Source organism: Halocatena halophila, from assembly GCA_027563145.1.
GTDB classification, from domain to species: Archaea; Halobacteriota; Halobacteria; order Halobacteriales; family Haloarculaceae; genus Halocatena; species Halocatena halophila.
On sequence record CP071306.1, the window covers coordinates 1232032 to 1247040 of the forward strand.

The following is a 15009-nucleotide window of genomic DNA, read 5'->3' on the forward strand; positions in this document are numbered from 1 at the left end:
TCTCAGGACCTGCGAAACGCCCGATACCGTCGGTAGGCGACGAACAGCGCGGTCACACCGAACACGGCTATTGCGCCACCGAACTGTACTCGCCCCCGAACGAATGCGTACAACAATCCAACCGTGAGCCCGAACAACCCGATGTTCACCATCACCACGACCAGCCAGAACGTCCTGGCGACGGAGACGTCGCTTCTCTCAGCCGGTGACGATGCCGATGGCTGGGGCGCGTCAGGAATGTCAACCTGCGGGCCGGCCGCATCATCCAGCGGTGGCTCAACGGAGTTCGGATCGAACTCGTGAGACTCCCCACCGAACCAGCTCCCATCCCGTTGCTCCTCGTCGCCTGGAGACACACTGAGAGCTATCAGGGGATTCCACAAAAGGGTCTCGACTACACCATATCATCGAGGGACACGGCCCCGCTTGCCTGGAGCCACGCCATCGGATTGTCCGTATCGTAGAACACGACACCCTCGTCGGTTTCGTAGGACTCTGTCGAAACGACAGACTGCACTGGGGTGAACTCGGCACGCGATGCATCGGAATCGTCCGTCGATGACGGGGTGTCGTTGCGTGACATGCCGTATCTCACCTTGGTGAAGCCCACAGCATATGTCTTTTGGGCAATTTCATCGATGACGAGGAACGCTCCAAAAAGCGGAGTTTTTATTCTCGGGGGGCGATCGATACCCATGACCGAGAACGCGCGTCTCACGGATTTTATTGGAGACGGCGACGCAAACCAGCGGCCGCCAGGCGAAGCAAAAGCGGTTGCTGGATCCGCTCACGGAGGGATCTCTTCGGTCGTTGATACAGCTGAATACAAATATCCCGACGCCGATGGCCAGCTCGAAATCGCCGTTACGCAGGTCGATTACACGATCGAGGGAAGTGGCGAGGATGAACGGCCGATCGTGCACGTCTTTGGCCGAACACCCACCGACCGGCTCGAACACGTTCGGGTTTGTGAATTTCGTCCATATTTTTACGTTCCAACGGAGACGCTGGAGACGCCACCGGAGTTCGAGTTCGATCGGCTCACCGGAAGCGAGGCGGGCTACGAATCGATCCGTGGAACGCCGTTGACGAAGGTGTACGGACAGACCCCACGTGATGTCGGACAGCTCCGCGATCAGTTCGACCATTATGAGGCCGACATCCTCTTTCCGAACCGGCTGCTGATCGATAAGGACATCACCAGCGGGATTCGGATTCCAGAGCGCAGAGAAGACGACGGGACGATCACGATTCACCACGAGGAGATCGAATCCTGCGAAGTTGAAGCGAATCTCAGGATCAACACGTTCGATATCGAGGTGGACGACCGCAACGGCTTTCCAGAAGACGGCGAAGAGCCGATCGTCTGTCTCTCGAGTCACGATTCCTACGACGATGAATACATCCTCTGGCTCAACGAAGACCGAGATGGCATTGCTGGACCCGACGATCTCACGGCGTACGAGCCGATCGAAGGCTCGATCGACACAACGGTTCGTCGGTTCGACACCGAGGCGGCGATGCTCACGGCGTTTATCGAGTATATCGACGACACCGATCCCGACGTTACCACCGGCTGGAACTTCACTGATTTCGATATGCCGTATCTGCTGGATCGACTCGAGGTTCTCGATGGGGTTCCAGCTCCCGACCAGCTCTCTCGCGTGAACGAGGTGTGGCGCGACGACTGGCAGGGGCCGAGTGTGAAAGGGCGAGTCGTCTTTGATCTGTTGTACGGCTATAAACGCACGCAGTTTACGGAGCTCGAATCGTACCGGTTGGATGCTGTCGGCGAGGCCGAACTCGACGTGGGCAAAGAGCGCTACCCTGGGGACATCGGCGATCTCTGGGAGGATGATCCCGAACGACTCCTTGAGTACAACCTTCGGGACGTGGAACTCTGTGTCGAACTCGACCAAAAGCAAGGAATCATCCCGTTCTGGGAGGAGGTTGCAACCTTCGTTGGCTGTAAGCTCGAAGACGCCACAACGCCCGGCGATGCGGTCGACCTGTACATCCTGCACAAAGTGTACGGCGAGTTCGTGTTACCCTCGAAAGGCGCGGTCGATAGCGAAGAGTACGAGGGGGGTGCGGTGTTCGATCCGATCACCGGCGTCAAAGAGATGGTGAGCGTTCTCGATCTCAAATCACTCTATCCGATGGCGATGGTGACGATCAACGCCAGCCCCGAGACGAAAGTAGGCGATGAATTCGACGGCGACACGTTCGTCGCACCGAACGGAACACAGTTTCGCACGGAGCCCGATGGCATCATTCGAGAGATGGTCGATGAGCTGCTCGACGAACGCGAGCAGAAAAAAGCGTACAGAAACGACCACGAACCCGGTACCGACGCGTACGAAATTTACGACCGCCAGCAGATGGCCGTCAAAGTGTTGATGAACTCCCTCTACGGTGTGTTGACGTGGGAGCGGTTCCGGCTGTACGATGCCGACATGGGCGCTGCCGTCACCGCGACCGGGCGTGAAGTGATCGAACACACCCAGGATGTCGCCTCGGAGATGGGACTCGACGTCGTCTACGGTGATACAGACAGCGTGATGACAGAATTGGGAGCGGACGTCTCGCGTGCCGAGGCGATCGAGCAGTCGTTCGAGCTGGCCGAAACGATCAACGCGTCCTACGACGAGTTCGTCAGGACCGAACTGCACGCATCGAACCACCGGTTCCAGATCGAGTTCGAGAAGCTGTATCGTCGCTTTTTCCAGGCCGGACGGAAAAAGCGCTACGCCGGACACATCGTCTGGAAAGAGGGCAAAGACGTTGACAACATCGACATCACTGGATTTGAGTACAAACGCTCGGATATCGCACAGATCACCAAAGAGGTACAACACCGCGTGATCGAGATGATCGTCACCGGCGAGGGCGACGCCTACAAAGACGACGTGATGGAGTATCTCCACGACGTTATCGATCGGTTCCAGAACGGCGAGATCAGCGTCGACGAAGTCGGTATCCCCGGTGGGATCGGCAAGCGCCTCAACAATTACGACACTGACACCGCACACGTCCGTGGTGCGAAATACGCCAACGCCATGCTCGGGACGAACTTCGATCGCGGCTCGAAACCAAAACGGCTCTATCTCGATCGGGTCCATCCGTCGTTTTTCCGCCGGATCGACGGCGAGATCGATCCAGACACGCGGCCGATCTACAACGAGTTCCGAACCGAGCAGGACGTGATCTGTATCGAGTACGCCGATCAACTCCCCGATGCGTTTAGTGTTGACTGGGAGACGATGCTCGAAAAAACGCTCGAAGGCCCCATTGAGCGGGTTCTCGAGGCAATCGGTATCTCCTGGGACGAAGTCAAGACCGGCCAACAACAGACCGGTCTCGGCGAGTTCATGTGAGTATCAGGCGTTGCTGAAAAATCCCGCGCGTTTTGCCTCCTCGTCGTCGGTTCCCCACGGTGGATCGAACTCCTCGATCGAGAGCTGTGGCAAATGCTTCGCACAGTGGATGTACGCCTCATCGATCTCTATTACGACCCAGGATTTCGTCCGGTCGGGCGGATCAAACGCACCGGGAGCTGATTCCTGAATCGTTGCCCGCCCGTTGATATGCAACCCGACGGTCGTCTCCCACCAGTCGACGAACAGCATCGACGCGTGGGGATTCTCGAGAATATTGCCAAGCGACGCGTGGACACCGTTGCCACGGAGCTCCGGATACGCAACCGTCTGCTCGTCAACCACCCGGACGAACCCCTGTGGACCAAGCCGTGGCGAACAGTCCGTGTGCCCGTTTTCGTCCGCCGTCGAGAGGAAAAACAGGATTCGCTCCGCGATGAACGAGCGCATCACGTCGTTCAACCGGTCGTGCATCGCATTCTCGTAAAACGACAGCGCCCGCCCCGTCGTCTCGAACCGATCCTGCAAGTCGTGTTCACCATCACTCCCGGGTAATGACCCCTTCCCCGAATCTGTCATGGATTAATTACCAAATAGAAGAATAAAAGATTATGGTACAGTTATCGACCTACAGCCAGCCCTGATTCAACAACAGTTCGCCATTGAGCACGCTCGCACCGGCCGCCCCTCGAATCGTATTGTGTGAAAGACAGTTGTACTGAACACCGCCCGCAGTAGACCGAAAGCCGCCGGCGGTGACGGCCATTCCATTGCCCCGGAGTCGGTCGAGTCGTGGCTGTGGCCGATCGGGATCATCACAGACCTCGATCAGCTGCTCGGGGGAGCTCGCCAGTGAGAGCGATGGATACTCTGTCATCGTTGTGGCTGCCTCCTCGGGAGTGAGCTCGTCGTCAGTGTCAACCCAGACGTTTTCGAGATGACCATCGATCGTTGGAATGCGGTTGCACGATGCGGCAACCTCCATATCGTGCCAGTCGATTTCGGCTCCATCAAACGTTCCCAGGAGTTTTCTGGCCTCGCGCTCCATTTTCTGTTCTTCGCCCCCAATGTGTGGGATGGCGTTGTCGATGATTTCCATCGAGCTGACCCCAGAGTAGCCGGCTCCGGAGACGGCCTGTAGCGTCGAGACGGTGACAGACTGGATGTCGAACCGATCGAGGGCCGCAAGCGTCGGCACCATGGTGATCGTCGAGCAGTTGGGATTTTTCACCAGCGCGCCGTCCCAGCCGCGTTCGTCGCGCTGAACTTCGAGCACGTCGAGGTGTTCGGCGTTCACCTCCGGAATCGTCAACGGGACGTCGGGCGCCGTTCGATCGTTCGAGGAGTTCGAGGAAACGACGTATCCGGCGTTACACAGTTCGGGTTCTACTCGCTCACCAACGCTCGATGGGAGCGAAGAAAACAACAGATCGACATCGTCATCGATTGCATCGGGAGTGGTCTCACTCACGGTCATCGTTGCGATGTCGTCGGGAATCGGTGCGTCAACGCGCCATTTCGCCACGTCACGGTACGGATGTCCCGCGCTTTGTTCGCTCGCCGTTAGCGTGGTAATCTCGAACTCGGGATGAGGATCGAGGAGCTGGATCAACCGCTGCCCTACCGCCCCCGTTGCGCCCAAAATGCCTGCAGTGACAGTCATTGCCAACACTGGGGGATGGACACTCAAAAACCGTTGTGTTCCATGCAATTCGACGGTATTCACTCCGGTGGCAGATCCTCGTAGGTCGCTAGCAGCGTCTCGGCCACGGGTGCGGGCTCGATCCGATAGGTCAAACACTCGAGTGGAGCGATCGATTCGAGGAGCCGGGCAGGCGGGCCAGTGTAGAGAAACGAACAGGTCGTGGCCGCCACTGGTGGCGTCTCAGGCCCACTCCCTGCCGGTGGTGGCACTTCAGTGTCGTGACTGACGAAATTCTCGATCTGAAGGCGATCGAAGGCCGTCATGTCGGTCTCTCGTTCGACGGTGATCGACACCTGTTTTGCAGTGGTAAACGGGAGCGATGCGGGCGTTTCGGTCCGGATCCGACGACCCGACCAGAGGACGGCAATGCGATCACAGAGTCTGACCATGCTGTCTACCGATCGAGATGAGAGCAACACGGTCGTCCCGCGGCGGCGCTCTTCGTCGATGAATCCGACGATCCGCTGGCGGGTGACCGGATCGACACCAGTCGTTGGTTCGTCGAGAATCGCCACCGATGGGTCGTGCATGAATGCCACCACGAGCGCGAGGAGTCGCTGCTCGCGTGGACCCAGCGCATGGATTCGGCGGTCCTCTTCGAGGCCGAACCGCTCGATTAACACGTCCCGGCGGTCGCCACCGTGCACCGCCTCGTGTGCGTCGAGAATCTGTCCGATCGATGCGCGATCGTCGTAGCCGGGCGTGGCGGGCACGTACCCGATCTCATCGGTTACCTCCCGCCGGCCGCGTTCGCTGTGAACGTCACAGCCAAGCACTCGAGTCGTTCCCGTCCTGGGCGATTGAAACCCCAGAATCGTTCGGATCGTCGTCGTCTTGCCGGCTCCCTGCGGGCCGAGCAATCCGAACGCCTCGCCCGAATCGACCGAAAACGACAGCGAATCAATCCCGACATCGTTACCGTACTCCGTGGTTATCCCCTCGACCTCAATGACTCCCATACCGAGAACGCCGGCAACCAATCGCAAAGAATCTTTATATTATTTCGTAAGAACACGCGCGAAGGCAGCAACTGGACAGCTTCTGTGCGTCACGGTGAAAACTATCCGATTATTGGGCAGGCGTCGCCTGTTTTCGGGTGATGTAGCCCGCAATCCGGTTGCGAACTGATTTTGATTCGATGTTTGTGAGTTCTGTGACGAGATCTTTGTTGCGCTCGAAGTCGTCGTCAAACGCTTCAGCGTAGCGCTCGAGCAGAATTGTCGCCGTTTTCTTGACGTAGGCGGGTTTGATGGCCATAGGATCGATTCTCGTTCACGCGGCTAAAAAGGTTCGTTTCGTGGCGGTTCGAAACGGGCAGTGCCAACGGTTGTCAGTCGAATATCAAGGGTCGTCAGTCGAGTGCCAATCCGTCGACGAGCGATGTGAACCGCTTCCAGGCGGCTCGTTCTCGCGGGCCACCACATCGTTCGACGACATCCTTTGCGTGTTCGATACGCGCAACGATCGCGTCGTTGTCATACTCCGGAACGCCGAGTCTCGAGGCTCCAACGGTTGCCTCGATGATTGCGTAGTAGCCGCGATTGGTCGTTGGAACGCGCTCGGTTTCGATCCGTGCTTCGAGCGGCTCAAGATGCCAGCGCTCGAACTCGTCGGTCGTTTCGATCGAGGTGGCCGAAACACGTACCCACGCGTCAGCACTGTCGAGAATTGGATTGTGATCCGTCCGGCGCGAGCAGGCGGCTTCGACGAAATCCACCGGATCCTGTGTGAACTGGACGATGCCTTCGCCGGTTGCGTGAAAGCCTCTCCGGGTCCGTGTGTGTCCCCACGTTTTTGCCGTCACGGATTCGCCGTCAAACAGCCCCAGCGCGGCCACGTTCCATCGACCATCCGGCCGTTGGGTCGTGACGATCGTCTCAGTGACGCCCGAAAGCGCCACCGGCCAGCCATCTGCCGTCACACCGAAAGCCCCCGTTCAAGCGCGATATAGAGCCCTGCGGCGATGATGTCGGCGGTAGCGCCGGGATTGATTCCTGCAGTTACCAGTTCGTCGGCCAGCCGCTCTGGGTCGAGATCGCCGTTTCTGGCGGCTTGTGCCCGCTCCATCACGTCGATTGCCGTTTGTTGGTCATGTTTCGTTTCGACGAACGAGTCTGGTCGCTCTGCGAGCAGCTCCAGATACGTTGTGGCCGCCCGGTCGGCGACCGGCCCCGATTGTTCGGCGAGCGAATCGGCCACGCGAAAGGAGTCTTCGAAGCCGGTCGTCCACTCTCTGGCCACAAGATCGCCGGGGACGCTTAGTTCCATCACATCGTAGAGTGTGCGTTCACGCGCTCTAATAGCCGACTCGGCGGCTGCCCCGCGGCGAACGTCGAGTGCGTCGAGATCGTCCGGTGGATCCGCAACCGCAACCTCGACGTGTTCGAACGCGCGGTAGAAATCGACGGCATCCTCAACGGTCGTGCTCGTCACCGTTTCAGTCACGCGCTTTGGCCCCAGTTCCTCGGTGGTGTCTTTGGCGGTCGTACAGACCAGAGGGATGACCAGTAACAGCGCTCCGAACTGGGTGTTGCCACCGCTCTGATTTGCCATCCCGACGACGCTTCGCTCGAACGATCGTCCGACGGCACCGCCGTTCTGGGCCAGTCGAAGGCCACCCATAGCGCTGACGGCCCCGGCCACGAACTGTTCGAACCGCAAATCATCGTACTCGTGTGTTCGATCGACGTTGCCCGGTTTCGGCGTGCCAGTTACTTCTAACAACAGGGCGAGCTGGGCGTTTTGTGCCGGCGATCTCATCGCTTTCGACTCCCTTCGGTCCCAACCCACTCGGTCGTTGCGTTCTTTACGCGAGACAGGACTGCTGGCGAATCACTCGGGCGGCCCACGCTCACGGCATCCGCCCCGAGCTCGAAATAGGTGCGGACCGACCGGCGGTCTCTAACGCCGTTGTTTGCGATCACGGCAAGCGGTGTGGCGGTTGCCACCCGTTCGATAGCGTCGGGCGAGTCCATCGCATCGAGATGGAACAACTCGCCGCCGGCCGCGTAGACGGCTTTTGCAGTGGCTTTGAGATCGACAGCGGGGAGTTCAGCGCGGGCTTTCACACTCACTGTTGCGCCGGTCTGCGCTGCACACTCGACGAACGCACGGAGGCGCTCGGTGTCAGCAAGCAGCGTTTCTCCCGCACCGACCGCACAGAGCTCGTCCTGTCTGCAGTGGGCGTTGATCTCTACGATCGCGTCGTGGTCCCGACAGATGGCCGCTACGGCTTCGATCGGCTCTGGAGTCGTGCTCCGGACGTTGACCCCGGGAGTGAGTGGTGTGTCAGCGAGCTGTGTGAGCTGTTCGTCGATGAACGCGATCGGATCGTCGGGGAGAAACTCCGATCGATCGCGCTCAAGGAGCTTTCGCGCTCCGGCTTGCGTTTTCGCATCGATCGCAATCCCACCGAGCATCGCGGCCCCAACGTACGGTGCAGCCGCCTTTGCCCAGTCGGCGTCGGACTCACCGCTCAAACTCGCTGCAACGACCCGAGGCGAGAAATCGAGCACTATTGCTCACCTGCTGGTGTGTGCATTTCCGATTCGACGCGGTCGATTGCCGTCTTGAGGGCCTGACAGACGCGTTTCGTGTCATCGGGGCTATCAAGCGTGGTGTCGGTGTGAACCGTCGGTCGGTCAAATTCGGTCGGATCCTCCTCGTCGAGAACAAAGGCGTCGGCAAACGAGTAGGCCTCCCCAACGCCGGCAGTGCTGGCCTCGTACCCGGTTGCCCGCATGAGTTTGTCCGCCGGCCCGGAAAACAGTCGCTCGCCCACGAACGGCGACACCGCTACGACCGTGGTCCGTTCCAGTGCGCGTTCGAACGATTCCATCGCAACCATCGGTCCGATCGAAGTGATCGGATTCGATGGGCCGATCACCACCGGCTCCTCGAGCGCCGAGCGGACCGCCGCCGTCGGTTCGGCCTTGCCAGCACCACGGTACTCGACCGCGGTTACCGTCGGCGTCCCACCGTTTGCAACCCAGAACTCCTGGAAATGCTGGTGTCCTTCGGGCGTGTGGAGTATCGTCGCCACGGGATCGTCGCTCATCGGCAAAATCGTCCGCTCGACGCCAAGTGCGTCGGCGAGCGTTTGTGTCACCGCCGTTAGCGTTTCTCCCTCTCTGAGGAGCCCGGCACGGAGCAGGTGGATCGCTCGGTCCTGATCGCCGATTTCCATGAATTCGCTCACACCCGAAAATCGCCGCCAGTTGGCAATTGCAGGGCCGTCCGTCTGCTGGTCGTCTGGGAGATAGCGTGGCGCATCTCCGAGACCGGCCTCGCTTCGTAGCGCTCCGAGCGCGTCGTGGGTTTCGGTACTGTCGTCGGCAATCCCCCACCACCGCTCCTGGTCGAGACAATCGCCGTCGAGAAACAGCATGGTGTCAACGTCCGGTGAGACGAACGCACCACCCAGGGCAACGTCGTCGCCAGTGTTTGCGATCACCGTCGTTTCTGCCGGGTCGAAAACCGACTCTGCACCGCGGAGTAGCTTTGGCGTCCCCGTTCCTCCGGCCAAAAACGTCGTCATACTACCATTCGTGTTGTGGGTGGGGTTAAGCGTGTGGTCGGACACAGCGAGGTGGGCATCGCACACGGTATAGCGGCCAGTGTTGGAGCGCAGATCGATGGCTACGGCTGTAACCCACTGTACCTCGCGAAGAGATTGATCCGGGCAGACTCATCAGGGATCGAATCCAGCGGTCGGTCCGCAACGAGCGAAAGATGGGGCTCGCCGAGGATCGGTTGCTCACGGACGACGGTGTCGTTCAACCCGAACGCACCGAATCGCGACCGACTGACTGAAAACCAGCTCGTGGACGATTTGATTGGTGTCGGATCTGGATCGATACCATGAACGACGAGTGAATATCGAACGTCGGCCGCTGCAACCAGCCGCTCGTGCACAGATGGACTAATCCGAACGTCCGACGACGCTTCCCACGACGGACAGATCCGTGGATCAATTTCTCCCTCGATATCCGGCGATTCGGTATCCAGCCATAGATCGACAGGCTGGGCAGTCTGTATCCCGTTATCCTCCTTCCATTCTAAGGAAACCACCTTGCCCACGATCCGACCGATGGGCTGGCGAGAGAGTCCACCACCACTCCAGGCGAGCGACAGCACTGAAATCCCAGCCACGAGAAATCGTCGCCGTCCAGTCATATCACTAGATTCACGGCTCCAAGTGAACTGTTTACTGATACTGTCAATTTCCGTCCCCTGTGACGACGAGGAGTGTGACTGCACCGTTTTTACCCCCCGCACTCGAACGTCGCTCATGATCGCGGTCAAGGACAGCGTCCACGACCACATCGAGATCGATGGCATCGGTGCGGATCTCATCGACACGCCAGCGCTCCAGCGGCTGCGCCGGATCAACCAGATGGGGACGGTTACCTACGTCTATCCCTCGGCGAACCACACCCGGTTCGAACACAGCCTTGGCGTCTATCACATCGCGAGCCAGGCCGTCGAGAAACTGGATATCAACGGCCGGACGGCCGAGACGATTCGCGCCGCCGCGCTGTTGCACGACGTTGGCCACGGCCCGTACAGCCACAACACGGAGGCGGTGATCCACCGCCACACAGGGCGCTACCACGATGAGGTGCTGGATCTGCTCGAAACTGGAGCGATCGCGAGTATATTCGAAGAACACGGGATCGAACCCACCGCCGTTGCGGAGCTCATTCGCGGCGATGGCCGATACGGCCAGCTGATCTCTGGGGAGCTCGACGTGGATCGGATGGATTATCTCGTCCGTGACGCCCATCACACTGGTGTTCCATACGGGACGATCGATCACGAGCGGTTCGTCCGCGAGCTCAGATACGTTGATGGCGAGCTCGTGCTCGCGCCGGGCAATGTTCAGACCGCAGAGAGCCTCCTGCTCGCCCGTGCGTTGATGAATCGCGCGGTGTACAACCATCCAACCGCGCGGATCAGCCGGGCGATGCTCGCACGGGCCGCCGAACGGCTCATCGAAACCGGAGCGATCGACGGCGCAGGACTGCGGCGGATGGACGATCACGATCTACTCGTGACGCTGCGCTCAACTCCGGCTACACAGCACACTGCCGACCGGCTTGATTCGCGCTCGCTGTTCAAACGGGCGGTGTGGGCAGAACTCGACGACGCTCCGGACGAGCTGCTCGAGGGTGAATTCGACGACCGCGCTGCACTCGAAACGGAGATCGCCGAGGCAGCGGGCGTCGACCCTGCGGCAGTGATTCTGGACGTGCCACCCAGCCCATCGATGGCAGAATCGACGAGCCGCGTCGTCGTCAACGGCGAGATTCGACCGCTCTCTAGCCAGTCTGCGCTCGTGCGGGCGCTGCTCACCGCCCAGCGCGATCGGTGGCGCTTTGGCGTCTACACTCCGGAAGAATCGACGATTGCAGTTGGGCGGGCCACAGAGCGCGTTCTCGGACTCGACATCGATCATCTCGTCACCGATGATCACTGGGGACGGCCCGCAACGCTGAGTGAGTTCACAGAGGAGGTTGACTCGTGAGCGAAACGATCAGCGGCACGATCCTGCGTGGCCCCGCGCTCGACCCAATCGAGGGACAACTCCTGGTTGACGATGGCGAGATCGTTGCGATCGAGGAATCCAGTGTAGACACGCAAAAAATCATCTTTCCGGCGTTCGTCAACGCCCACACCCACATCGGCGATTCGATCGCCAAAGAAGCCGGTGCTGGTCTCAGTCTCGACGACCTGGTTGCGCCACCCGATGGCCTGAAACACCAGCTGCTCAGAGCGGCCAGCGACGAGGAGCTGATCGAAGCGATGGCCCGTTCGCTCCAGTACATGCACGCGAGCGGGACAGCACTCTTTTTGGAGTTCAGGGAGGGTGGCGTTGCGGGCATCGAGGCGATCGAGGCCGCACTCGAAGAGGTGGCCATCGAAGCAGTCGTGTTCGGTCGGGAGTCGATCGATGCTCTAGAGCGTGGGGATGGCTTTGGCGCGAGCGGGGCACGCGATAACGAGTTCGACGACGCTCGGACGGCCGCCAGAGAGCTCCAAAAACCATTTGCCATCCACGCCGGCGAGCGCGATCCCGACGATATCGACCCGGCGTTCGATCTCGATCCCGATCTGTTGGTGCATATGGTCCACACCCAGCCAGAACAGTTCGACTGGCTTGCCGACACCCAGACGCCCGTTGCCGTCTGTCCGCGTTCGAATCTCGTCACCGGCGTTGGTGTGCCACCCGTCCGAAAGCTGCTCGATCACACCACGGTGGCGCTTGGGACGGACAACGTGATGTTGAACAGTCCGTCGATGTTCCGCGAGATGGCCTACACCTGCAAGCTCTGTGACGTCTCCGCGAGAGAGGTGCTCCAGATGGCAACGATCAACGGCGCTCGGGCGATCGGCATCGACAGCTGGGCGATCGAGGAGGGCACACCGGCTGCGCTCTGTGTGCTCGACGGAACGACCGACAATCTCGTTGGGGCGCGTGATCCGGTGCGGGCAATCGTCCGGCGAGCTGGAATCAACGATGTAGAACGGGTGGTTCGATCGGGAAAGCGATTATATTCCAGATAGCCGCTTCGAATCTGGCGGATTCTTATTATTGATTGATGTACAACTAACGCGAATGAAGCGTAGTCCCGGATCGCTGACGCTCACTGATCTCCTTTCGTGGCTCGAAATCTGCGTTGGCATACTGCTCATCCTCATGACGGTGTTCCTGTTTTTCGGTACACCCACCCAGACGGTAACCACAGTGGAGGCCGACGGACCAGGGGAGAGCGAATCACAGCAACTAGTCGAACAATCGCCAGCCATGTGGCTCCAACTGGCGATCATCGGGCTTGTCAATCTCGCCGGCGTGGGCTTTCTCTACGATGGGATTCGACGGCGAGGACGCAGGCCGGCCTGAGACGGGCGCATCCATCGCCCGCAGCTGGCGATGGCAATCATTTTTGCGGTGCCCGTCGTGACTCTGCATCCCCCATGCCATCCACCGATCTCCAGCTCAAGGCCATCGAACAACAGATCGAACAGTGTCGGGACGAATTCGGAGACGCACCGGTGATCGAGCGCCAGGACACGCCTGACCCGGAGACGTTTGAGCAGTGGCGTGCGCTCTCTGAAGATGGGTACGTCGGCAGTGCCTACGCGCTCGTTCGCCGCCAGCCAGCTGATCGACCGCCGCTGTCGGCGTCGATGCCCGACGACCTCGACGAACGGCCGTCAACGCTGCTGATCCGCCACCGTGGCGGGACGCTGTGGGCCGCGCCGGGTGGCGGCCACGAAGCCGGCGAAACCATGGCAGAGACCGTGGTCCGAGAGGTCACAGAAGAGACAGGGATCGACTGTACGCCAACGTCGATCAACCATTTCAGACACGAAATCTCAACCTGCGAGGGCTATGACGAGCGATTGCACTGTTTGCGCGTCTTCTTTCATGGGACGTATACGGATGGCTCGATTTCGATTCAGCCGAGCGAACTGAACGGCGCGGCCTGGTTCGAGACACCGCCCGAAGAAAGCCAGCTCACAACCGGCACACGGCGGTTGTATTCGGAGTCAATCGAGTTGTTCTGAGTGTTCCTGATAGCGGTTTGCGAGCTCAACGTAGTGATCGCCGGCGTACGTCCAGGGCGTTTCGTCATCGGTCCGTTTCACCTCTGCGGGCGTCCCAATCGCAAACGACTGCGGTGGGATGTCGGTGTTCTCCGTGACGACACTACCAGCGCCGATGAGCGCGCGATCGCCGATCGTCGCACCATCAAGCACTGTCGCCTGCATGCCGATCAGCGCCCGCTCACCGACCGTGGCCGCATGAACGATCGCGGTGTGACCAACCGTTGCGTAGGGGCCGATTTCGACGCCCTCGTGACAGACCGCATTGTCCTGAACGTTTGCGCCCTCCCTGATGACGATCTCGCCGTGATCGCCACGGAGCGTCGTGTTGGGCCAGATGCTCGCATCCTTCTCGATCGTCACGTCACCGATGATGACGGCCGTCTCATCTATGTACGCGGAGTCGTGAATCGTCGGTTCTGATCCCTCAAACGAACGGAGTACCATATCGAATCGCTGGGACACAGCGCTATAAATCGTCGGTCAGCATCCGAACGGAAAAGTAGACGCTCCTGCCAGAAGAGACATGGTACGCATCGACGGCTCGACCATCATTGGAATGGTCCATCTCAAGCCACTCGCTGGGGCACCGGGATTCGACGGCGATCGAGAAGCGATCATCGATCGCGCACTGTCTGATGCACGAACGCTCGCCGAGGGCGGTGTTGACGCCGTGTTGGTCGAAAACTTCGGCGACGCGCCGTTCTACCCCGACAACGTGCCACACCATGTGGTCGCGGAGATGACACGCGTAGGGACGGCCATTCAGAATGCAATCGACATCCCGGTGGGTATCAACGTGCTCAGAAACGATGCTACAGCAGCGCTCTCGGTCGCCGCGGCCACTGGTGGCGAGTTCATCCGCGTCAACGTCCACACCGGCGCGAAAGTCACCGATCAGGGACGAATCGACGGACGGGCCCACGAAACGCTCAGACTCCGCGAGCACATCGACGCAACGCAAGTACGCGTGTTCGCCGATGTGGGCGTCAAACACGCCAGCACACTCGGAACAGAATCGATCGACGACGAAACCAGAGATCTCATCGAACGCGGCAACGTTGATGCCGTGATCGTCTCCGGAGCCGCCACCGGCGAGTCGACCGATGCCGGCGAGCTACGAACGGTAACGGAAATTGCTCACCAGGCCTCGATACCGGTGCTCGTTGGTAGCGGCGCAACGCCCGACACCATCAGCGAACTGCTCACCATCGCAGACGGCGCTATCGTCGGCTCAGCATTGAAAGTCGATGGGAACCCATCCAAATCAGTGGATGGGGACCGCGTAGAGCAAATTGTGAGCGCCCGGTAGATCCC

The 15009-nt window shown here is 59.9% G+C and carries 18 protein-coding genes; 6 read left to right on the forward strand and 12 right to left on the reverse strand.

The genetic code is table 11. The features are described from left to right. Nucleotides 1-2: 2 nt before the first annotated feature. Together JXQ78_RS06550 and JXQ78_RS06555 are read right to left on the reverse strand one after the other, a co-directional pair. Nucleotides 3-356 (reverse strand): DUF7322 domain-containing protein, encoded by a 354-nt coding sequence (locus JXQ78_RS06550; RefSeq protein ID WP_330632676.1) that lies wholly within the window; start codon nt 354-356, stop codon nt 3-5. Between the two features lie 38 nt (nt 357-394). After that, nucleotides 395-583, reverse strand: coding sequence for a DUF7331 family protein (locus JXQ78_RS06555; RefSeq protein ID WP_330632677.1), 189 nt, complete (start codon nt 581-583; stop codon nt 395-397). 112 nt (nt 584-695) lie between these two features. On the opposite strand from JXQ78_RS06555, the gene JXQ78_RS06560 reads away from it, so the two are divergent. After that, entirely contained in the window at nt 696-3377 is a 2682-nt protein-coding gene (locus tag JXQ78_RS06560; RefSeq protein WP_330632678.1) for a DNA-directed DNA polymerase, read from the forward strand. Nucleotides 3378-3380: 3 nt separating this feature from the next. On the opposite strand, the gene JXQ78_RS06565 is transcribed toward JXQ78_RS06560, so the two are convergent. The 9 genes from JXQ78_RS06565 to JXQ78_RS06605 form a co-directional block, all read right to left on the reverse strand. Beyond that, complete coding sequence (locus tag JXQ78_RS06565) at nt 3381-3956, reverse strand: pyridoxamine 5'-phosphate oxidase family protein (RefSeq protein ID WP_330632679.1); 576 nt, start codon at nt 3954-3956, stop codon at nt 3381-3383. Between the two features lie 49 nt (nt 3957-4005). Beyond that, entirely contained in the window at nt 4006-5040 is a 1035-nt protein-coding gene (gene asd / locus JXQ78_RS06570) for an aspartate-semialdehyde dehydrogenase (RefSeq protein ID WP_330632680.1), read from the reverse strand. A 59-nt stretch (nt 5041-5099) separates the two neighbouring features. Continuing rightward, nucleotides 5100-6041, reverse strand: coding sequence for an ABC transporter ATP-binding protein (locus JXQ78_RS06575; protein ID WP_330632681.1), 942 nt, complete (start codon nt 6039-6041; stop codon nt 5100-5102). Nucleotides 6042-6150: 109 nt separating this feature from the next. After that, nucleotides 6151-6339, reverse strand: a complete 189-nt coding sequence (locus JXQ78_RS06580) for a 30S ribosomal protein S17e (RefSeq protein WP_330632682.1) — start codon at nt 6337-6339, stop codon at nt 6151-6153. Between the two features lie 94 nt (nt 6340-6433). Then, nucleotides 6434-7003 carry a DUF447 domain-containing protein gene (locus tag JXQ78_RS06585; RefSeq protein WP_330632683.1) on the reverse strand — a complete coding sequence of 190 codons (570 nt, stop codon included), beginning with the start codon at nt 7001-7003 and terminating at the stop codon, nt 6434-6436. Further along, nucleotides 7000-7842: a triphosphoribosyl-dephospho-CoA synthase gene (locus JXQ78_RS06590; protein WP_330632684.1), complete on the reverse strand. Its 843-nt coding sequence runs from the start codon at nt 7840-7842 to the stop codon at nt 7000-7002. Before JXQ78_RS06590 ends, JXQ78_RS06585 begins: the two co-directional genes overlap by 4 nt. Further along, entirely contained in the window at nt 7839-8597 is a 759-nt protein-coding gene (locus JXQ78_RS06595; RefSeq protein ID WP_330632685.1) for a tRNA-dihydrouridine synthase, read from the reverse strand. Before JXQ78_RS06595 ends, JXQ78_RS06590 begins: the two co-directional genes overlap by 4 nt. Continuing rightward, complete coding sequence (gene cofD, locus JXQ78_RS06600) at nt 8597-9619, reverse strand: 2-phospho-L-lactate transferase (protein WP_330632686.1); 1023 nt, start codon at nt 9617-9619, stop codon at nt 8597-8599. Before cofD ends, JXQ78_RS06595 begins: the two co-directional genes overlap by 1 nt. A gap of 101 nt (nt 9620-9720) precedes the next feature. Further along, nucleotides 9721-10257: a hypothetical protein gene (locus tag JXQ78_RS06605; RefSeq protein WP_330632687.1), complete on the reverse strand. Its 537-nt coding sequence runs from the start codon at nt 10255-10257 to the stop codon at nt 9721-9723. A 115-nt stretch (nt 10258-10372) separates the two neighbouring features. On the opposite strand from JXQ78_RS06605, the gene JXQ78_RS06610 reads away from it, so the two are divergent. From JXQ78_RS06610 to JXQ78_RS06625, 4 genes are all read left to right on the forward strand, one after another. Further along, nucleotides 10373-11608: an HD domain-containing protein gene (locus JXQ78_RS06610; protein WP_330632688.1), complete on the forward strand. Its 1236-nt coding sequence runs from the start codon at nt 10373-10375 to the stop codon at nt 11606-11608. Beyond that, nucleotides 11605-12648, forward strand: a complete 1044-nt coding sequence (locus JXQ78_RS06615; RefSeq protein ID WP_330632689.1) for an amidohydrolase family protein — start codon at nt 11605-11607, stop codon at nt 12646-12648. Before JXQ78_RS06610 ends, JXQ78_RS06615 begins: the two co-directional genes overlap by 4 nt. Nucleotides 12649-12700: 52 nt before the next feature. After that, nucleotides 12701-12985, forward strand: coding sequence for a hypothetical protein (locus JXQ78_RS06620; protein WP_330632690.1), 285 nt, complete (start codon nt 12701-12703; stop codon nt 12983-12985). A 74-nt stretch (nt 12986-13059) separates the two neighbouring features. Further along, nucleotides 13060-13653, forward strand: coding sequence for an NUDIX domain-containing protein (locus tag JXQ78_RS06625; RefSeq protein WP_330632691.1), 594 nt, complete (start codon nt 13060-13062; stop codon nt 13651-13653). Here the strand turns inward: JXQ78_RS06625 and JXQ78_RS06630 are convergent. Next, nucleotides 13636-14139 carry a gamma carbonic anhydrase family protein gene (locus JXQ78_RS06630; protein ID WP_330632692.1) on the reverse strand — a complete coding sequence of 168 codons (504 nt, stop codon included), beginning with the start codon at nt 14137-14139 and terminating at the stop codon, nt 13636-13638. The two genes, JXQ78_RS06625 and JXQ78_RS06630, sit on opposite strands and share 18 nt — an antisense overlap. 79 nt (nt 14140-14218) lie before the next feature. Here JXQ78_RS06630 and JXQ78_RS06635 point away from each other — a divergent pair, with 79 nt between their 5' ends. After that, nucleotides 14219-15004 carry a BtpA/SgcQ family protein gene (locus JXQ78_RS06635; protein ID WP_330632693.1) on the forward strand — a complete coding sequence of 262 codons (786 nt, stop codon included), beginning with the start codon at nt 14219-14221 and terminating at the stop codon, nt 15002-15004. Nucleotides 15005-15009 lie beyond the last annotated feature (5 nt).